Origin of the sequence: Tenacibaculum sp. 190524A02b, from assembly GCF_964036645.1 — a bacterium.
Lineage (GTDB): Bacteria > Bacteroidota > Bacteroidia > Flavobacteriales > Flavobacteriaceae > Polaribacter > Polaribacter vairaonense.
Genome location: NZ_OZ038525.1, coordinates 161,385 through 182,561, shown reverse-complemented (window position 1 = coordinate 182,561; position 21,177 = coordinate 161,385). Strand labels below are relative to the sequence as shown.

The following is a 21,177-nucleotide window of genomic DNA, read 5'->3' as shown; positions in this document are numbered from 1 at the left end:
ACAAAACCTATACACAATGCCCTTCGGGACACTGCGCATAGCCAGAACGTTGGCAACAATATCTGAACGAAATCCTGTAGTCATATTTTATGACGTGACAATTAAAACAAGCTCAAGGCAACCAATCTTTAATTTTTTGCGTCTATACTAATACAAAAGAGAATTTAAAAAAATTACTCATGCTTATTAACTCAAAAGTTCAAATATGAAAAAGAGCAACAAAAACTCAACCAAACTAGTAGATTATAAGATTAATATCAAACTTAAATTGGCTTCTTTATGGACAGTAATGATATTTCTTTATATCTATACAGATTATTTCACATTGATGATGCCAGGAAAAATAGAGGCATATATGAGTCAAGATTTAGGTATTTTTAAAATCACCCCATTTATATTGGTGATTTTTGCATTAATTTTAATTGTTCCTTCTTTAATGATTTTTTTATCACTTGTTTTGAGACCAATTATTAATAAATGGTTAAACATTGTAGTCGCTATAGTATGGTCTTCTATGTCGTTTCTCATTCTTATTTCAGATTTATTTGATGGTAGTCTTCCCTGGTCAGCCTTTTACGACCTTTATCAGCTAGTAGAGATAGTTATATTTATTATAATTATTAGAACATCTTTAAAGTGGCCAAAAGAAGAGGGACTATAAAGTTAAAACAGCAAGCAAGTAACAACTAGGTCGTATGACTTGTAAGACCAAATATGAATGTCTAGTTGGCTAAGCCTGCGTTCTGCTTACGTTTGTTTCTATAGGTTTCGTAATCTGGGCTGGAGAATCGAGGACAGCGACGCCGTCCTTTTGAGACGTAATACCATTTATTAGAAGAAAGAATAGATGTACGATACATTTAAGTTCTATTAGGACACAATTCCTACAAAACAACTGATGACATTTATAATCAAGTAGCAGTACATAATTTTTACTAATCAAAAATCCGTTAGATTTATAAGTGACATAAGAGAAATATACCCAATTGTTAGCAACAATTATCGAAAAACTCATTCCCTAATCTAAAATGGTTCATTCACTCATTCATTATTTACTAATTAACCTTGAAAGAATAGATTTGGTATAAACATTAATTATTTCCATCTTTCAAAATGGAAGTTTAATGATGAAAATAAAACCGATTGAACGAAAGAAGGTAAAAATTGATTCTCGTCTAGCTAAGGATAAAAAGATGTTAGAAACGACCGAAATAACATTTATGAGAATAAAATAACAGTTGCAAATACCGTTTATAATTAATTGCTTTGGTAAGTGCCTACTTGGAAAATTCCTTCGGAATTTTCTCTGGCTCGTGATTGTTTACTAAATTAGTTGCTTAAACACGCAACTAACCATACACAAGACCATTATGTGCAAGCAAAAAAACAGAACTAAAATTGGAAATCAGATTAGCAAAAATATATGACAATTTTCCTACTGAAGAAATCCGAATTGAGTTCTTGGATGAAATAAATGTTGAGGAATTTGAAAAGATTGACATAATAATTAAAGAAATTGAGGAATTTAACAGCATAGGTAAACTTCAACAATTTGTTATTGAAAATGATAGTCAAATCATTAACTTCTTAAGACAATCTTCAACTGAATTATTAAGAAATTCAAAATCTTGGAATAGTGTAAGAAAAGCTGATGTTGAAAAAGTGTATTATACAACAAATAGACTTTTGCTAAACTATTTAACTTCAGTAAAAACTTTTTTAGACCATTCAGAAACCAAACTAAACAGGAAATTTGGAAAAAATTCGGAGGAACTAAATCAGTTCAAAAATGTAACTTCTTTTTTTTATGATAATAGTTTTGCTTATCGTTTCTTTTATAAATTAAGAAACTATGCTCAACATATTGGTTTGCCACTTACAAACATTGGATTTACTACAGAAGATAACAGAGAAGTTAATTTAATGAAAAGAACGTTGAGTGCATATTTCGAGTCATCTGAATTGGTAAAAAAGTATGACAGCTGGAGTATAGTAAAAAAAGACTTTGAAAATAAAGCATCAGAAATAGATTTATCAACGGAACTCTATGAAATGACACACAATATTAAGGAAATTGGAAAATGTGTGAAAGACTTATTTGAAAAACCGTTGATTGAAAAAACTGTGGAATTAAAGAAAATGATAGAACACCTTAAAGATGATAATGGAATTCCTTTTATTGCTTATGACGTAAGAACAAAGCCTAATGGAGAATTAGATAATTTTACAACAATAGACATACCATTTGAATTTATAAAATCTATTGGTTTGAATTGAGAAATTGTATAAATAGCCAGCACATAATAACTAAGCGTATGGCGTGCCGATAGGCTAACGCTATATGCCTTGTTGACTGATCCGGAATATAGTAAGGAGTAAAACGACTTTTTTAGCTATTTTATTTTTAGTTATTTTGTGTCAATTTTTCAGATTTACTCATGAATTTTCATGAGTTTTATGTAACTACAAACTAGTTTTTTATATCCTTTATTTTAAGCCACTTAAAAACAAAGACTACAAATCCAAGGCACTTTTGTGCCTGTTTTAAAAACCATATTTATTCTTTTTATTTTTCGTTTTGCAATTTCTTTATAATCCTTTGGAGGTCCTTTATTATCAAAAGTCAACAAAGTAATACTTATAGATATCAGAGTGGATTACAGGAAAATTTAGGGTTCGATTTTAAATTAAATTGCGAATTATCGGACTCTAACTCTATAGAAAGTATAATTCAACATTTTGAATGTACATCAAATAACGATTGTTAATCTGGTACTAAACTTAGTAACATAAACAACTTTGAATCGTCATAATAGAACCTAAAAAACATTACCTCAGCATTTACTAGTTTTTAAAACTTAAAGAGATCCTAAATAGCTAGGCATAAACCGAAGTATAAATATTATGAATCAAACTTTTACTAATTTATTTTCACTTACTGTATTCCTTATAATAATAAGCAGTTCAAAATTATGGGCTCAAAAGCCTGATCATTTATCCATGGATATGCATTTTAAAGATTCAACAGTCTTTATTAAGGCAAAATATCAAAGAACTTCTAAATTAAATAATGATTCAGCTTACTTTATTTTAAATCCAGAATTTGAACTAGATACTATACTATCAAAAGACTTGACATCTTATAAAATCACTCAAAAAAAAGGAGAGCCTCTTCCTTTTTATCTTTTAGAGTTTGATAAAAATCGAGATGCCTCTGAAAAATTAACTGTAGAATTCAGATACAAGATTAATTTAAGTAAACAGAATCATATGAAGTCCAATTGGATTGAATTAAGTCTTGATAAATTATGGTTCCCTAATCTTGAAGCGCTTAATAATAAGTTTACTTATAAGGTAAGCATTTCTAATTTCCCAAAATCTTATCATTTAATTACACATACTGATGCTTTTATAACCCAAAAGCAGCACACCATAACCATAAAAAAGAACAAACCTTCATACGAGGTACTTATCTTAGCTGGAAAGGATATGAAGGAATGGAAACAAATTAAAAACATTACTCTTTTAGGACATACAAAAATTCCAGATTCAACCTTTCATTCAATTGGTGCAAAAGTTAAAAACAGTATCGACTTACTTAATGGATATTTTGGAATGTCGGATCCCATAACTTCTTTTAAAGTAGTAATCAGAAATACGAGTCGAAAAGAATTAGGTTTTATGTTTAATCGTAACAACATGATTGTAACTGGAACTGATTATAATGATTACGAAAGTTTATCTCATGAAATTGCCCATTATTGGTGGAATAAAGCAAACTTTATTAAAGAGCCGTGGATGAATGAATCATTTGCCAACTATAGTATGTACCAAGTTCTCAAAAAATTTAATATCGAAAAATACGAAGCATTATTAACCAAGAATAGAGAGTTATCTAAAAATGCAATCCCCGTAGTTAATGCTCATCTTTTTGCAACAGGTTCCTATATGTCTATTTACCATAAAGGCTCAATACATTTAATTGAATTAGAAACTAAAATTGGCACTAAACTAATGCAGCAACTCTTATCTATTTGTGTAGAAAAGCGACTAAAAACAACTGAAGATTTTTTACAAGAGCTTGAAAAACTAACCAATAAAGAGAGTAGTAAATTCTTTGAGAACCTATTACAAAGTTAATCTTGAAATGAAAATAAATAGTTGAAAAAAAAGTAGTAACAACATCTAAATACTTTCCATTTTATATATCAATAATACCTTTTATAACATAAGCATACTAAATTAAACCGAATCTTTCTTTTTAACTATATTTACATTCATTCAAGTTAAAAAACAACACTAAATGCACAAAGAATTTGAATCAGAAAGATTGTTGATAAGACCTACTTCAGAACAAGATGCCGAGTTAATCTATAAATTGATGAATACGCCAAAATTTATCAAATATGTTGGAGGTAGAAACCTTAACTCAGTTGAAGATGCTAAAAAGTATATTACAGATAAGATGCTTCCTCAACTTAATACACATGGATATTCAAATTACTCCTTAATAACAAAATCCGACGGTACAAAAGTTGGCTCATGTGGATTGTATGATCGTGATGGTTTAGATGGAATAGATATCGGTTTTGGTCTTTTACCTGAATATGAAGGCTTAGGATATGCTTATGAAGCTGCCTCTAAATTAATGAAAGCCGCTATAGAAGAGTTTAAAATTGAAGAAATTCAAGGAATAACATCAAAAGAAAATATTGCTTCTCAACGTCTTTTAGAAAAATTAGGATTAAAAGTAGTTGGCACAACCACACTTCCTAATGATAATGAAGAATTATTGCTTTATAAATTTAATAGTAACACCATAAAATAATGCAAACAACTCTTGTTTTTACTTAGATTAGTACTGATAAAAACAATGTTAAATCATAAAAAAGGTTCAAAAAATATTTTTTTGAACCTTTTACTTTAGAATTTATATTCAGACAGAGGTTTTGGAAACGCCTCTGGATTAGCTGCTAAATGATAACGAGGATCATCAATATCTTCCACAATTACCTCATGAAACACATCACTAGCCTTATACATTAATACCTTACAATCTTCACTTAAATGTTTTAACTTAATTGATTTACCAGCTGCTTGGTACTTCTCCACTAAAACAAACAATGCCTCCAAGGCTGAATGATCGGAAATACGACTCTCTATAAAATCGATTTCTATTTTATCTGGATCATTCTTTACATCAAACTTCTCATTAAAAGCAGTAATACTTCCAAAGAATAAAGGTCCCCATATTTCATACACTTTTGTACCATCATCTTTCATACGTTTTCTTGCTCTAATCTTTTTAGCATTTGACCAAGCAAATGATAAAGCAGAAATAATAACCCCTACAAATACCGCAATGGCTAAATCAAAAAATACTGTTACAGCCGATACAATTACCAATACAAAAGCATCAGAAACTGGAATTTTCTTCATAATTCTAAAACTAGACCAAGCAAATGTTTCAATAACCATCATAAACATTACCCCTACTAAAGCAGCAATAGGTACTTGCTCAATATATTTATCTGCAAACAAAATAAAAATCAATAGTGTTACTGCCATCATTACACCAGACAATCTTCCTCTACCTCCTGCATTGATATTAATAACGGTTTGTCCAATCATACCACAACCTCCGGTACCACCAAACATTCCGCTAACAATATTCCCTGCTCCTTGCGCCACACATTCTTTGTTTCCATTCCCTCTTGAGTCAGTCAATTCATCCACTAAATTCATCGTCATTAATGTTTCAATCAATCCAACAGAGGCCGCTAAAAAAGCGTATGGTGCAATAAACTTTAAGGTATCTAAATTAAAAGGAAGATTTCCCCATAATTCAATCAAGTTTAATTTTTTTGAGATTTCATCAAAACCATTCAATCCAGCTCCTCCACCGTCTCTAATAAAATCTCCAACATTAATAGCATTAATACCTCCAAAAATTGCCACCATGGTAACAATTAATATAGCCGTTAACGCCGCTGGTAATTTTGTAGTTAGTTTTGGAAGTCCCCAAACAATAAGCATGGTCAATAATACCAATCCAATCATAGCATACAACTTTTCACCTTGCATTACAGATTTTACAACACCACTATCTTTTACTGCATAAAAACCTTCATCCCCAACATTAAAAACTACTTTTTTAGTAGAAAGGTCAAAAACTTGTCCTTCAAAAATTACAAATGCTTCTGTATTCGTTTGTGTATTTACAACTGTTTTATCTTTTATCGTATATAATGTAGTACCAGAAGTAACATCTTTTACTTCATTATTAGTAACAGTATACACTAACTCTTTAGAAGTAGTTTCACGCATATTCTGCCCAAAAACATCTTTTTTATTCTCTTTAAACATCCCTAATTGAGCTAAGAAAATAACAATAGCCAAACCATTTACAAACCCCATCATTACTGGATGCGGAATTAATCTTACAAATTTCCCCAATTTAAAAACGCCTGCTAATACTTGAATAATTCCCATTAACACTACGGCAGCTAATAAATAAAAGTATCCCATATTTTCAACAGGTGTATCAAATAAAAGACCTTTGGCGTGTCCTTCTTGAATCATATTTACAAAAATAACCGCTACTGCTCCTGCTGCACCTGAGATTAACCCTGGTCTTCCACCAAAAATTGCCGATATTATTCCTACTACAAAAGCACCAAATAATGCAACAATAGGACTTATTTGTGCTACAAAGGCAAATGCTACCACTTCAGGTATCATTGCTAAGGAAACAGTAATACCTGCAAGTGTATCATCTTTGATGTTAATCTTCTTACTCTTAATGTATTTCATCATAATATTTCGAGACTATTGTAAAAGTTGGCAAATGTAAAAATAATTTTATTGATATAGTTTTATGTTTCATTAACTTTAATTTTGCCAACGTATTTTTTTGTATTAATTTTGAATATTGAAACTATCAAACAAATTTGGTAGCAACAATGAGCAGAAAAACACTACTTACTTCTAAAGAAATTGAAATCATTCTGCATCGATTAGCCTGTCAGCTTATCGAAAATCACAGCGATTTTTCTAATACAGTACTCATAGGTATTCAACCTAGAGGAACATACTTAGCTCAAAGATTAGCTAAACTATTAAAGAATGATTACGGAATTAACAACCTAGAACTAGGGTTACTTGATATTACTTTTTACAGAGATGATTTTCGTAGAAGAGATGAACCTTTAGAGGCTACTTCTACCCAAATAGATTTTTTAATTGAGGGAAAAAAGGTGGTTTTTATTGATGATGTATTATTCTCAGGTAGAAGTATTCGTTCTGCTTTAACAGCAATACAGTCTTATGGTAGACCTGATAATATTGAATTATTAGTACTAATAGACCGAAGATTTAGTCGTCATTTACCTATTCAACCAGATTATAGAGGAAGACAAGTAGATGCAATAAACGAAGAAAGAGTGGTTGTTCATTGGAAAGAAACTCATAAAAAAGACACTATTTATCTAGAAACACAGCAATGATTATTGCTAGAATTATGACAAAAAAGGTTACCATATAATGAAGCAGTTAAGTGTTGAACATTTATTAGGCATAAAATATCTGAATAAAACAGACTTAGAACTTATTTTTGAAACTGCCTCTCATTTTAAAGAAGTCATTAACAGACCTATTAAAAAAGTACCTTCTCTTAGAGATATTACCATTGCCAACTTATTTTTTGAAAATAGTACACGTACCAAACTATCTTTCGAATTAGCTGAAAAAAGGTTATCTGCTGACGTTATCAACTTTTCAGCAGGGCAATCTTCGGTAAAAAAAGGAGAAACACTTATTGATACAGTAAACAATATCCTTTCAATGAAAGTTGATGTTGTGGTTATGAGACATGCAAGTGTTGGAGCAGGTATTTTCCTTTCTAAGCACGTAGATGCCAAAATAATTAATGCTGGTGATGGAACTCATGAGCACCCAACGCAAGCGTTATTGGATAGTTACTCAATGCGTGAAGCACTAAACAGTAACTTAAAAGGAAAGAAAATAGTTATTGTTGGAGATGTTTTACATTCTCGTGTTGCCCTTTCTAACATTTTTGCTTTGCAGTTACAAGGAGCTAAAGTAAAAGTATGCGGCCCTACCACTTTAATTCCAAGATATATTACTAGTTTAGGTGTTGAAGTTGAAACCAACTTAAAAAAAGCTTTAGAATGGTGTGATGTAGCTAATGTATTGCGTGTACAACATGAAAGAATGGCTATAAAATACTTCCCTTCAACCAGAGAGTACACCCAATTATTTGGCATTAATAAAGAAATTTTAGACAGTCTTGGCAAGAAAATTGTGATAATGCATCCAGGACCTATAAACAGAGGTGTGGAGCTTACCAGTGATGTTGCAGATAGTGATCAATCTATTATTTTAAATCAGGTTGAAAATGGGGTAGCTGTAAGGATGGCTGTTATATATTTGTTAGCACAACAAATTAATAGATAATATAAATATGGAAATTATAAAGAAAGACACATTTTTTCTGATTACTTCTAAAGAGTCTTCTTTTGAAACTTTCTTTAATGAATTTGAAAAAAAATACACCGAATTAAAAGAAAATCATGTAGTTATACAAATTTCTTCAGAAAATAATTTTGATGAAGAAAATATTTTAGTATTTTTGAAGTATGCTGATTTACAACAACAAAACAACAAATCGTTTATTGTTGTTTGTAATGACGTTAACGTAGATAATTTTCCAGAAAGCTTTAACATTGTCCCCACAATAGTTGAGGCTAAAGATGTTATAGAAATGGAAGATATTCAACGTGATTTAGGTTTTTAACCTATACCCCTTAACCCCTTAATAATATTATATGACACGAAAATTACTGTTAACAATGCTTTTTGCAGCTTCTATTTCCACTTTCTCTCAGGAAATAAAAATAGATAAGCTTGGAGCATCCCCGAACCCATTCACAAACTCAACAAAGATTTTTTTTAATGCTCAAACTGAGCAACCTGCCATTTTAATGGTTAGAAATGTTTTAGGTAAAACCATTTACAGAGAACAACTAAAAATTACAAAAGGCAAAAACACAATTCAATTTAAGAGGAATAATTTACAAGCGGGCATGTACATTTACGCTATCCAAACAAACAATGAAGTAGTATCAAAACGTTTTGTTATTAAGTAAATGAGTATGAATCTTACTATTTTAGGGTGCCATTCAGCCACCCCAAGAGTAAATGCACATCCAACTTCACAGTATCTAGAAATGAACAATAGGCATTTTCTAATAGATTGTGGAGAAGGAACCCAGCGTCAAATGAGAAAATATAAAGTTGGTTTTTCTAAAATAAACAACATTTTTATTTCCCATTTGCACGGAGATCATTTCTTTGGCCTAATTGGTTTAATTTCAACTTTTGGAATTTTAAACAGAGAACGAGAGTTACATGTTTATGGCCCTGAAGGCATTAAAGAAATAACAACTTTGCAACTAAAAGTTTCAAAGTCGTTTGTTAAGTTTCCTATTATTTTTCATGAATTATCTTCTAAAAACAGTGAATTAATATTTGAAGACGATAAAGTTTCTGTACACACAATCCCTCTTAATCATAGGGTGTATACTAATGGCTTTTTATTTACTGAAAAGCCAAAATCTAAAAAACTTCATATTGATAATATCAGACAATATGATGAGATAGAAACTTGTGATTATCATAACATAAAAGCTGGTAAAGATTTTATTCTTTCTACTGGTGAAATAGTTCCTAATAGCGAATTAACTATTGAACCAGAAAAACCTAAAAGCTTTGCTTTTTGTAGTGATACAGCTTATAAACCAGATATTGTTCCTATTATTGAAAATGTAGATGTTTTATACCATGAAGCTACCTTTCTTAAAGACAGGGAAGATTTATGTGATAGGACAAAACATTCAACTGCTGAGCAAGCTGCCTCTATAGCTAGCCAAGCTAATGCTGGTAAACTAATTATTGGTCATTACTCTAGCAGGTATGATAATATTCAGGATTTCAAAAAAGAAGCAGAAACTATTTTTAACAATGTTGAATTAGCTGAAGTAGGTAAAAAGTATTCTATTGATACGTTCCCTGTTGGAGTACTCAACTAATATTGTTCTGTAGTTAACAATACTAAGGTACAAGCTAATTCTACATGTATATTATTATTTTTTAGTAATGCTATTAATTCCGGGTTTTCTGTACCTGGATTAAAAATAACTCTACCCGGCTCTAATTGTAAAATATAATTATAATAGTCGGGTTGATGTTTAGCACTTAAATACATCGTTACTGTATCTACCGAATTAACAACCTCCTTTTCTGTCTCAATTTGTATACCTGAAACCTCACCTTCTCTTACTCCAATAGCTTTCACTTTGTACCCTTTATTTACTAATCTTTTTATAGCTTTATTTGAATACCTCTCTTCTTTTAAAGAAGCTCCTAGTACTAATGTTGTGTCTTTCATTTTCTGTTAATTATAAGTTAAAAACTATTAACGTTGGTAACAAATATAACGCAACAAAGTCTATTAGGCATTAGGACAATTCAAAATTAACAAAATGAAAAAAATATTACTTATACTTTTAACCATTATGAGTTTTTATAGCTATGCTCAAATGCCAAAAAGTAATTTACCTAAGCCAGGTACAGTTTCTGGAAAGGTAATAGATCAAAATACCAAAGAACCTTTGCCTTATGTAAATATTGTAATCAAAGACACTGCCAAAAAAATAATAACCGGGGGAATCACCAATGAAAAAGGAATATTTAATATTAAAAATATTCCTGAAGGTAATAGTATTGTTGAAGTTCAATTTATAGGTTACAAAACAATAAACAAGCCAATAACTATCAATAGAAAAAATAGAAAAGTTAACTTAGGAACTATCTCTTTGCTAGAAGATGCAACTACATTAGATGAAGTTGAAGTAAGAGCAGAAACATCTTCTGTTACTCAAAAGGTAGATAGAAAAGTGATTAATGTTGGAAAAGATTTAACTTCAGCTGGGGCAACTGCCTCTGAGTTACTAAACAATGTGCAGTCTGTAAGTGTAGATAGCCAAACTGGAAATATCAGCTTACGTGGTAATGAAAATGTACGTGTATTAGTAGATGGTAAACCTACTAATGTTCCTGCTTCTCAATTATTAAAACAAATTCCATCATCTTCTATTAAAAGTATTGAGTTAATTACCAATCCTTCTGCTAAATACAATCCTGAAGGGATGAGTGGTATTATTAATATCATTTTAAATAAAAATGCAAACATGGGCTTTAACGGCTCAATTAATACTGGTGTTGAAGCAGGACATTATGTTAGATACAATGCTTCTACTAACATGAACTATAAAACAGGGAAAGTTAACTTCTTTGGTAATTATGGATTTAACGGTGGAGAACGATATAATTTTGGTTTTGTTGAAAGACCAACTGTAAATTATCAAGATTTTATTTTTGTAAATGATAATACTTCTCATTTATTTAAATTTGGTGCAGATGTGTACTTAGACGATAAAAACACGCTTTCTTTTTATACTACTCAAAACTGGTTTGATAGTAATGCGAACGGAAGAGCACTTATTACTAGTAATGGTACAATTACAAGTAATGCTCCTAATACTCAAGTTTCAGACAGTAAAAACCAAACATATAATGTAAATTATAAACATGATTTTGATAAAGAAGGTCATAATATTGAGTTTGAATCTACGTATACACTTAATGATTCTCCTAATATTTTAAATAATGCAGATTTAGTTTTAACTCCATTAGATAAAGGTTTTAAACTATTAAACTATTTTAATGATATTAATAATAAAAGGGAAAATGTATTATTGAACTTAGATTATACCAATCCAATATCTAAAAATGGAAAACTAGAAATAGGATTGGAGTACAGAACAGATAAAACTGAAAACACTAATATAACTGATCAAAATAGGATTTTAGAATACGAAAAAGATACTAACGGTAACATATTGTTTGTTAATGGAAATCCTGTAATTAAAACTACAGAGAAAATACCTAATTCAGACTTTACTTATGATAGAGATATTTACTCTGGATATGTTAATTACGGGCATAAATTTGGAAAGCTAACCATGCAACTTGGAGCCAGATTAGAGCAGTATAAAGTAAAAGGTATTTTTAATCAAGTTAACGAACCAACACAGCCCGTTACTGATGATATTTTCACTGTATACCCATCAGCTTTTTTCACCTATAATCCAACTGAGAAAAATCAATTTCAGGTAAGCTATAGTAAAAGAGTTGATAGACCAAATATTCAACAAGTAAATCCTATAAGAGAATGGAGTACTCCTTTAATTACTTCTATAGGAAACGCTCAATTAGTTCCTCAATTTACAAATTCAATTGAACTTAATTATACAAGAAAAATAAAAGGAGGATCACTTACTTTTGGTACTTTTTACAGAAACATAAGCGATGTTATCTCTAGAGTAACCTATAAAGACCCTACAGATGTTTCTAACAGAAGTCAAATATTAACTTTTAAGAATTTTGATGATACTGATTCTTATGGTCTTGAATTATCTGCCAATTATAGAATTGCTAAATGGTGGAGAGCAAACGCAAGCATGGATTTTTATTCTCAAAAACAAATTGGTACTACAGACTTAAGTAACCCTAAGGCTCCTAGAATTGAAGTACAAAATGAAGTTTTTAACGCTCGTATTAATAATAGTTTTACACTTTCAAAAAGGCTTCGTTTACAACTTTTTGCTATGTATAGAGGGGCTAACAAAGATATTCAATGGGAAGTTGACCCGATGGCAATGGTTAATTTAGGTGCAAATTATAGTGTATTTAAAGGAAAAGGTAATATAACTTTCCGCGTAAATGACATATTTAATACGATGAAATTTCAATTTAATTCTACCAATCCATTCACTCAAAATGGACGCTTTAAGTGGGAAAGTAGAACTACTTATATTGGATTCAATTACAGATTTGGAGGAGGTAAAAACAGAGCTAAATCTAGAAGACGTCGTGATAGTAATGAAAAGCAAGGTGGAGGCGGTTTCATGTAAGAAATACATTTTTTAACATTTTTTATAACTCTAGATATTCATTTATCTAGAGTTTTTTTTATATACTTGCATACAGTTTTTATCCCTTCTGATAAAAGAATTGGCTATACATCTTACCAAATAAAAACATTTAGTTTTTTTACCATACCCTTTACACCCTTTTTAAATATTAATATGCAAAAGTTAATCAAACGAGTACTATTAATACTATTACATATACATTCATACCATTGCTTTTCTCAAAGAAATAATTTTGGTTTATTATATGGTCAAGTTAAACATAACGAAAAAGAAACCCCTATACCCTATGCTTCTGTTATATTAAAAAATAATGAGCAACAAATAATTAATGGTACTACTACACTTGAAGATGGAAGTTTTACTCTCCAAAATATAGCTTATGGCGAATATAATGTTGAATTTCAAATTATGGGATACTCATCTGTATCACAAAAAATAATATTAAGTAGTAAAACACCTAAATTAAACTTAAAAACAATTTTCTTGAAGGAAACTTCAACCCTTTTAAATACTATAGAAGTTCGGGCGGAAGAAACTAGTATTATTCAAAAAATTGATAAGAAAATTATAAATGTAGGTAAAGATCTTGTAGCTACAGGAACCAACTCTTTACAAATGCTACAAAACATTCCTTATATAGATGTCAACTTACAAAATGGATCTATTAGTTTAAGAGGTAATGAAAATGTTAGAGTTCAAATAAATGGAAAACCATCTAACATGAATACCGCTCAACTATTAAAACAAACTCCTTCTTTTTTAATAAAACAAATAGAGATTATCACCTCTCCTTCTTCTAAGTATAATCCAGAAGGAATGAGTGGTATTATTAATTTCATTCTTAAAAAAAATACACAGTCAGGGTTTAATGGTACGGTTTCAGCAGGAATTGAACACAGCAAAAACACAAGACCAGATGCCAATCTTAATTTAAATTACAATATAGGCAAAGCCAATTTTTATGCGAGTTACAGTTATAGTTCTGGTAAAAACAACACAATATTGAATATGGAACGTACAGACAAAATCCTATCACAATATTTTGATTTTTTGCATGACTATGTAGACAATGCCTATAAAATAGGAGCTGATATTTATCTAAATAAAAATAACACTCTATCTTTTTATACCTATCAAAATTCTAGTAATTCAGATTTAAATACCACTTCTTTCATTCAAGTAGGCAATGCTAAACTTAACACGCCTAACCTTTCTATATATGAAGAATCAGAACAAATTTATAATATGGATTATAAAATTGACTTGAATAATAATAAGAGTATAGAATTAGAAGCCAATTACAGTATTCATAAAAACCCAGAAACATCTATTAATAAACTTATAGAATCTCCTACAAGTAAACTATTTAACTACACTAATAATATTACAGATACAAGAAAATCTTGGTTAATAAATTTGGACTATACAACGCCTATTTTTAAAGATGGTGAACTAGAGCTAGGTTTAGAGTATAGAGACCAACAGAGTTATAATAGCATAATTACAACTGAACATGTTGAAACCGGAACTCCACCAGTATTAACTCCAAAAGGAAATACTCAATTTAATTATGATCGAAAAATGTACTCTGCCTATTGTTCTTTCAGCAATAGCTTTGAAAAATTATCAATTCAAGCTGGTGTAAGATTGGAACAATATACTGCTAATGGTATATTTTCTAATACGCAACAGAATAATATCCCTAAATATTCAGATAAAATATTTAGTGTTTATCCGTCTGCATACATCACATATCATTTACCTAACAAAGATGACATTCAATTAGCGTATAGCAGACGAGTAGATAGACCAGCAATTCATCAAGTATCTCCTATTCAAGAATGGGTATCTCCATATACTACTTCTGAAGGTAATCAATTTTTAGTACCTCAATTTACAAATTCAATTGAATTAAACTATTCAAAAGCAATACAAAGAGGAACTATAACATTTGGAACTTTTTATAGACGTATTTCTAATAGAATTGGACGAATAATTTTCAGAGATGATGTTAATCCTGATAAGCAAACTTTGTCTTATGGTAACTATAGCACCGCCAATAGTTATGGTGCAGAAATTTTTGCTAATCATAAACCTTTTAAATGGTGGACTATTAGTCCTAGAATAGAAGCATACGTTCAAGACTCATACGGTGTGGTTAACGGCACTGAAAAACAAGTCAAAAACACCTTATTCAAATCTAGCTTTAATACTAATTTTAAAATTAGTAAAACTATTCGTTTACAGTTAACTTCAATATATAGGGGAGAATCTAAAAACGTTCAATTTACAATTAAACCTTATGCTTCTGTTAATATAGGAGCTAGCATGAATTTATTCAACGACAAAGGGACGTTAACATTAAGAGGTACAGATATTTTTAATAAAATTAACTATGAGTTTTCATCAGATGATAGTCCTTATTTACAAAATGGTAAATACAACCTTGAATATAATTCCGTTTACATAGGTTTTGCTTATAATTTTGGAGGAGGTAAAACCAATAAAAGATCTAGAAAATATAGAGAAACTAACGAAACCCAAGGTGGTTTATTCTAGATAAACTCCTCTTTAGTAACATCCTTTTTGATAGTACCAATTAAAAAAGCCAAAACATTTAAATGTTTTGGCTTTTTTAAAATTTCAAATAAATAAATTTTATTGTTTAATTGGCATTACCAACGAATCACTACTGATCCCCAAGTAAATCCACTACCAAAAGCAGCTAATACAACTAAATCACCATCATTAATTTTCCCTTTTTCCCATGCTTCTGTTAATGCTATGATTACAGATGCAGCAGTTGTATTTCCATATTTCTGAATATTATTGTACACTTTATCATCTGCTAACTGAAATTTCTTTTGAATAAACTGTGCAATACGTAAGTTAGCTTGATGCGGAATTAACATATCAATATCTTCCTTTTGTAAGTTGTTAGCTTGTAACCCTTCAACTATTGCTTCCGAAAAACGAACCACTGCATGTTTAAATACAAATTGTCCATTCATATACGGAAAATAAGAAACATCTTCAGGATCATTGGCATCTAGAATTTCAGGAACCCAACGTCCAGTAGAAGGCCCTTCTAAAGCTAATTCTTTGGCATGTTGTCCTTCTGAATGTAAATGAGAAGATAAAATACCTTTTCCTTCTTCTTCACATCTAGACAAAACAGCTGCTCCTGCTCCATCTCCAAAAATAACAGTTACACCTCTTCCTCTTGTTGAACGCTCCAAACCTCCAGAATGGTTTTCAGATCCAATTACTAAAATGTTTTTATACATTCCTGTTTTTATAAACTGATCTGCAACTGACAAAGAATATATAAACCCAGAACATTGATTACGTACATCCAATGCTCCAATAGTAGGCATATCTAACATATCTTGTACACGAACTCCTCCTCCTGGGAAATACATATCAGGACTTAATGTTGCAAAAACAATAAAGTCAATATCATCTTTTGTTAAACCTGCTCTTTCTATAGCTATTTTAGCAGCTTTTGCTCCCATAGTAGAAGTAGTATCTCCTGTTTTAGGGTCAATCCAACGACGTTCTTTAATCCCAGTTCTCTCTTGAATCCATTCATCACTTGTTTCCATCCACTGGGTTAAATCATCATTAGTCACCACGTTATCAGGCACGTAATAGCCTAAACCTGTTATTTTTGAACTATACATAATTTTTTATGTTATTTTTTTACTTGAATGCAAATTTATAGCCTCCAAAGGTATTAATTTTAAACTTTTTATACAATGCAACTCTATCTAGCTTAGTTACTATTTGTTTAAACCAAAAAGGTACGTATTTTTTTTACACGCTTATAAGCTAATCTTAATAAAAAATTAGTTATAGAGATTATACTCCAAAACATGTCGCAATTATGTCATCTTGTCATTTCAACTTGTATTGGTATTTTTTTTGACTAAGCTATTCACATAAATATTAAAATAAAAAATCTACATAAAATGAGTAAAGGAAACATTAATGTATCGGTAGAAAATATTTTTCCGTTAATTAAAAAGTTTTTGTATTCAGATCACGAAATATTTTTACGTGAACTTATTTCTAATGCTACTGATGCTACTACTAAATTAAAACACTTAATTTCAATTGGTGAAGCTAAAACCGAATTAGGTGATGCTAAAATTGAAATTAGTATTAATAAGGATGAAAAAACCTTAACTATTAAAGATCAAGGTTTAGGTATGACTGCTGAAGAAGTAGAAAAGTACATCAATCAAATTGCTTTTTCTGGTGCTGAGGAGTTTTTAGAAAAATATAAAGATGATAAAAACGAAACGGGTGTTATTGGACACTTTGGTTTAGGTTTTTACTCAGCTTTTATGGTTGCTGACAAAGTAGAAATAATTACAAAATCTTTTAAAGATGAAAAAGCAGCGCACTGGACTTGTGACGGTTCTCCTGAGTACACTTTAGTTGAGCATGATAAGTCTGACAGAGGTACGGAAATTATTTTACACATTGCTGAAGATTCTATTGAATTTTTAGAAGACGGGAAAATTAAAGGTTTATTAACCAAATACAATCGTTTTAACCAAGTACCTATTAAATTTGGAACTAAAAAAGTAAACGATCCTGACTTTACTCCTCAAACTACTACTGATGCCGATGGTAAAGAAACTACTGAGCCACACAAACAAATTGATGTAGATAACATTATTAATAACACGGAACCTGCATGGACAAAAAAGCCAGCAGACTTAGAGGCTGAGGATTACTCTAAATTCTACAGAGAGTTATATCCAATGCAATTTGAAGAATCATTATTCCACATTCACTTAAACGTAGATTATCCGTTTAATTTAACTGGAATTTTATTCTTCCCTAAATTAGGTAAGAATTTAGACTTACAAAAAGATAGAATTCAATTATACCAAAACCAAGTATTTGTTACTGATAACGTAGAAGGAATTGTTCCTGATTTCTTACAAATGCTTAAAGGTGTTATTGACTCTCCAGATATTCCATTAAATGTTTCTCGTTCTTATTTACAAGCTGATGGTGCAGTAAAAAAGATATCTGGTTACATTACTAAAAAAGTAGCCGATAAATTAAGCTCTTTGTTTAAGAAAGATCGTGAAGATTTTGAGCAAAAATGGAATGATATTAAAGTTATCATTGAATACGGAATGTTATCAGAAGATAAATTCTTTGATAAGGCTAAAAAGTTTGCTTTATATCCAACGGTAAATGATGCTTACTTTACGTTTGATGAGTTAATTGAAAAAACAAAAGACGCGCAAACTGACAAAGACGGTAACCATGTTATTTTATATGCTTCTAACAAAGATGCGCAACATAGTTATATTGAAGCTGCAAAAGACAAAGGTTATGAAGTTGTGTTGTTAGATTCTCCTATTGTTTCGCATTTAATGCAAAAGTTAGAAACTTCAGGTGGTGATACTAAAGTACAATTTACGCGTGTAGATGCTGACCATGTTGATAATTTAATTAAAAAAGATGATGCAGTAATTTCTAAACTTTCTGATGAAGAAAAAGAGAAATTAAAGCCAATTATTGAAGGTGCTGTACCTAAACAAAGTTATACAGTTCAATTAGAAGCCATGGATTCTAAAGCTTCTCCTTTCTTAATTACAGTTCCTGAATTCATGCGTAGAATGAAAGAAATGAACGCTTCTGGCGGCGGTGGTATGATGATGGGAATGGGTAATTTACCTGAAATGTACAACTTAGTAGTAAATACAAACCATGAGTTAGTTTCTGAAATTTTAAGTGCTGATGAAGACAAGCAACAACGTTTAATTTCTCAGGCTTTTGACTTAGCTAAGTTATCTCAAAACTTATTACATGGTGAAGATTTAACTAACTTTATTAAGCGTAGTTACGATTTGATTAAATAATCATCTTCATTATACATAACAAAAAGAGGCAATTAAACTGCCTCTTTTTTTATATCCTCTTCTTTTGTAAAATAGTTAAACTTATTCGTATTTGTTCATACGGAATTTTTTCTCCCAAAAACTCAAAATAGGGTTTTAAAGCGGTTTCATTTCCTAATACCTTTTTAGCATTAGCTACTTCTTTTAAAGTTTCTGGAGTGGTAAACTTATCTAAACTAATATCTTTTCCTTCTAAAAATAGTTTTGATAAATGAGAAAAAATAGTAGTTGCCTTTAAACCTCTTTTATCTGCTATTTCATCAACCGTAAATCCTTCTTGATACAATTTAAAGGTTTCTAACGTAGTGTCTTTTTTATTTTTTCGTTTCTCTTGTAAAAACGTTCGGATTTCCTCCATAAACTCACCTCCATATACTTCTAGTTTTCGTTGCCCTACTCCACTAATGGCTAAAAACTCTTCATCTGTTTGCGGTCTATCTTTTTCTATCTCTCGTAAAGTAGCATCATTAAACACTAGGTAAGCGGCTATGTTTTCTTCTTGTGCTATACGATAACGTAATTTACGTAAACGTTCAAATAAAGTATCTTTTGCTGCTTTTTTCTTTTTAGTTTTGGTTGTTGGTGTTACTTTTTCTTCTTTCTTAAATTCAACAGGAGTTGTTAGTTCTACTTTTTCACCTTCAAATAATACTTTCTTAGAAAAGTCTGTTAGTTGTAAAGCATTATTTAAATGAAATGCAATTTGGCAATAGCCTTGATTGGTAAGTTGTACTAAATAATGTTGCCAATCTCTCCAAGCGATTCCATTCCCTACGCCGTAGGTTTTTAATGTTTGGTAATTCTTATCTAACACCGCTGCATTTTTAGCACCTCTCAATACATCAATCACCATTCCCATGGCCTCTTTTCCTTGCAAACGGTAAATTGCTGATAAGGCTTTTTGTGCAATTACAGTGCCATCAAAAAATTTAGGTGGGTTTTCACAAACATCACAATTCCCACAGTTTTCTTCTATCAATTCACCAAAGTAACTTAACAGTATTTTTCTTCTACAAACCGTAGCTTCTGCAAACTGCTTCATTCTATCTAACTTGGCATTTTGCACTTCTTTATTTCCTGTATTTTCAATAAACTGACGTAACTGTACTACATCTGCATAACTATGAAATAACAAAGCCTCCGCAGGTAAACCATCACGCCCAGAACGCCCAATTTCTTGATAGTAACCTTCAATGTTTTTAGGCATATTGTAATGTATTACCCAACGCACATTAGATTTGTCAATACCCATTCCAAAGGCAACGGTAGCACACACCACATCACAATCGTCTTTAATAAAATCTTCTTGTGTTTTAGAACGCTCTTCAAAAGAAAGTCCAGCATGGTACGCCTTGGCTCTTATTTTTTGCTGTTGTAGTTTATTAGCTAGTTGTTGCGTGGCTTTTCTACTTAAACAATAAATAATTCCTGCTTGGTTAGGTCTCTCTTCAATAAACTGAACAATTTGTTTTACTCTATCATTAGCAGGTCTTACTTTAAGACTTATATTTTCTCTATTAAATGAACTGATAAATTTTTGAGCATGCGGTATGGCTAATTGCTCTAAAATATCTTCTTGTGTTGCCCTGTCTGCTGTAGCAGTTAAAGCCACAATAGGTACTTCTGGCAATGATTTTTTTAAGAAAGCTAGTTGTTTATATGACGGTCTAAAATCATGTCCCCAAGCAGAAATACAATGCGCCTCATCAATAGCAATACAACTTACATAGGTTTGATTTAATACATTTTGTAAAAATGGTAGACTTTCTGGTGCTACATATACTAATTTTATGCTTTTGTTGGCTATCGCATTAAAAACAGCCTGTTGTTCATCAGTAGATTGACTACTATTAAAAACGGAAGCAGGAATTCCATTAGCTTTTAAACTATCTACCTGATCCTTCATCAAGGCAATTAATGGCGAAATAACTAAAGTAATTCCTTCAAAAAACAACGCTGGTAATTGATAACAAATTGATTTTCCTCCACCAGTAGGCATAATAACTAAGGTATCTTTTTTAGCTAATATGTTTTCTATAATACTTTGTTGCTCTAACCGAAAACTATCGTATCCAAAATTGTTTTTTAATTTTTCTAGTAGTTCTTTTTCCTGTAGTTGCTCCATAACAGCAAAAATAACTTAAAAAAATGAAGCTGTATAATATAAAATACTC

Annotated in this window: 16 protein-coding genes; 12 read left to right on the top strand and 4 right to left on the bottom strand. The window is 30.7% G+C overall.

All coding sequences use genetic code 11. The features are described 5' to 3' along the window. Window positions 1–205: 205 nt before the first annotated feature. From ABNT65_RS00795 to ABNT65_RS00780, 4 genes are all read left to right on the top strand, one after another. The gene (locus ABNT65_RS00795; protein WP_348746889.1) at window positions 206–661 is read left to right on the top strand and encodes a DUF6326 family protein; all 456 of its coding nucleotides are present in this window, start codon (window positions 206–208) and stop codon (window positions 659–661) included. 737 nt (window positions 662–1,398) lie between these two features. After that, complete coding sequence (locus tag ABNT65_RS00790) at window positions 1,399–2,277, top strand: hypothetical protein (RefSeq protein ID WP_348746888.1); 879 nt, start codon at window positions 1,399–1,401, stop codon at window positions 2,275–2,277. 627 nt (window positions 2,278–2,904) lie between these two features. Continuing rightward, window positions 2,905–4,140 carry a hypothetical protein gene (locus tag ABNT65_RS00785; protein WP_348746887.1) on the top strand — a complete coding sequence of 412 codons (1,236 nt, stop codon included), beginning with the start codon at window positions 2,905–2,907 and terminating at the stop codon, window positions 4,138–4,140. 163 nt (window positions 4,141–4,303) lie between these two features. Further along, a complete protein-coding gene (locus ABNT65_RS00780) occupies window positions 4,304–4,828 on the top strand; it encodes a GNAT family N-acetyltransferase (protein WP_348746886.1) in 525 nt (174 codons plus the stop codon). A gap of 95 nt (window positions 4,829–4,923) precedes the next feature. Here the strand turns inward: ABNT65_RS00780 and ABNT65_RS00775 are convergent, their stop codons facing one another. Further along, a complete protein-coding gene (locus tag ABNT65_RS00775; RefSeq protein WP_348746885.1) occupies window positions 4,924–6,816 on the bottom strand; it encodes a SulP family inorganic anion transporter in 1,893 nt (630 codons plus the stop codon). 146 nt (window positions 6,817–6,962) lie between these two features. Here ABNT65_RS00775 and pyrR point away from each other — a divergent pair, with 146 nt between their 5' ends. Genes pyrR through ABNT65_RS00750 form a run of 5 tightly spaced genes read left to right on the top strand, consistent with a single transcriptional unit; the run spans window position 6,963 to window position 10,109 of the window. Then, the gene (pyrR, locus tag ABNT65_RS00770) at window positions 6,963–7,505 is read left to right on the top strand and encodes a bifunctional pyr operon transcriptional regulator/uracil phosphoribosyltransferase PyrR (protein ID WP_348705682.1); all 543 of its coding nucleotides are present in this window, start codon (window positions 6,963–6,965) and stop codon (window positions 7,503–7,505) included. 37 nt (window positions 7,506–7,542) lie between these two features. Next, on the top strand, window positions 7,543–8,475 hold the full coding sequence (locus tag ABNT65_RS00765) for an aspartate carbamoyltransferase catalytic subunit (protein WP_348705680.1): 933 nt from the start codon (window positions 7,543–7,545) through the stop codon (window positions 8,473–8,475). A gap of 7 nt (window positions 8,476–8,482) precedes the next feature. Continuing rightward, window positions 8,483–8,815, top strand: coding sequence for a hypothetical protein (locus ABNT65_RS00760; RefSeq protein WP_348737058.1), 333 nt, complete (start codon window positions 8,483–8,485; stop codon window positions 8,813–8,815). Between the two features lie 31 nt (window positions 8,816–8,846). After that, window positions 8,847–9,167, top strand: a complete 321-nt coding sequence (locus tag ABNT65_RS00755; RefSeq protein ID WP_348705676.1) for a T9SS type A sorting domain-containing protein — start codon at window positions 8,847–8,849, stop codon at window positions 9,165–9,167. After that, on the top strand, window positions 9,168–10,109 hold the full coding sequence (locus ABNT65_RS00750) for a ribonuclease Z (RefSeq protein ID WP_348705674.1): 942 nt from the start codon (window positions 9,168–9,170) through the stop codon (window positions 10,107–10,109). On the opposite strand, the gene ABNT65_RS00745 is transcribed toward ABNT65_RS00750, so the two are convergent. Then, window positions 10,106–10,468, bottom strand: coding sequence for a CoA-binding protein (locus ABNT65_RS00745; protein ID WP_348705673.1), 363 nt, complete (start codon window positions 10,466–10,468; stop codon window positions 10,106–10,108). The two genes, ABNT65_RS00750 and ABNT65_RS00745, sit on opposite strands and share 4 nt — an antisense overlap. A 94-nt stretch (window positions 10,469–10,562) precedes the next feature. Between ABNT65_RS00745 and ABNT65_RS00740 the strand changes: the two genes are divergently transcribed. Both ABNT65_RS00740 and ABNT65_RS00735 read left to right on the top strand, forming a co-directional pair. Continuing rightward, complete coding sequence (locus ABNT65_RS00740; protein ID WP_348746884.1) at window positions 10,563–13,055, top strand: TonB-dependent receptor domain-containing protein; 2,493 nt, start codon at window positions 10,563–10,565, stop codon at window positions 13,053–13,055. A 174-nt stretch (window positions 13,056–13,229) separates the two neighbouring features. After that, entirely contained in the window at window positions 13,230–15,635 is a 2,406-nt protein-coding gene (locus ABNT65_RS00735; RefSeq protein WP_348746883.1) for an outer membrane beta-barrel protein, read from the top strand. Window positions 15,636–15,751: 116 nt separating this feature from the next. Here the strand turns inward: ABNT65_RS00735 and ABNT65_RS00730 are convergent, their stop codons facing one another. Next, a complete protein-coding gene (locus tag ABNT65_RS00730; protein ID WP_348705668.1) occupies window positions 15,752–16,759 on the bottom strand; it encodes a beta-ketoacyl-ACP synthase III in 1,008 nt (335 codons plus the stop codon). 288 nt (window positions 16,760–17,047) lie between these two features. Here ABNT65_RS00730 and htpG point away from each other — a divergent pair, with 288 nt between their 5' ends. Next, entirely contained in the window at window positions 17,048–18,964 is a 1,917-nt protein-coding gene (gene htpG, locus ABNT65_RS00725; RefSeq protein WP_348746882.1) for a molecular chaperone HtpG, read from the top strand. Window positions 18,965–19,013: 49 nt separating this feature from the next. Here the strand turns inward: htpG and recQ are convergent, their stop codons facing one another. Further along, a complete protein-coding gene (gene recQ, locus ABNT65_RS00720) occupies window positions 19,014–21,128 on the bottom strand; it encodes a DNA helicase RecQ (protein WP_348746881.1) in 2,115 nt (704 codons plus the stop codon). Window positions 21,129–21,177: the final 49 nt, after the last annotated feature.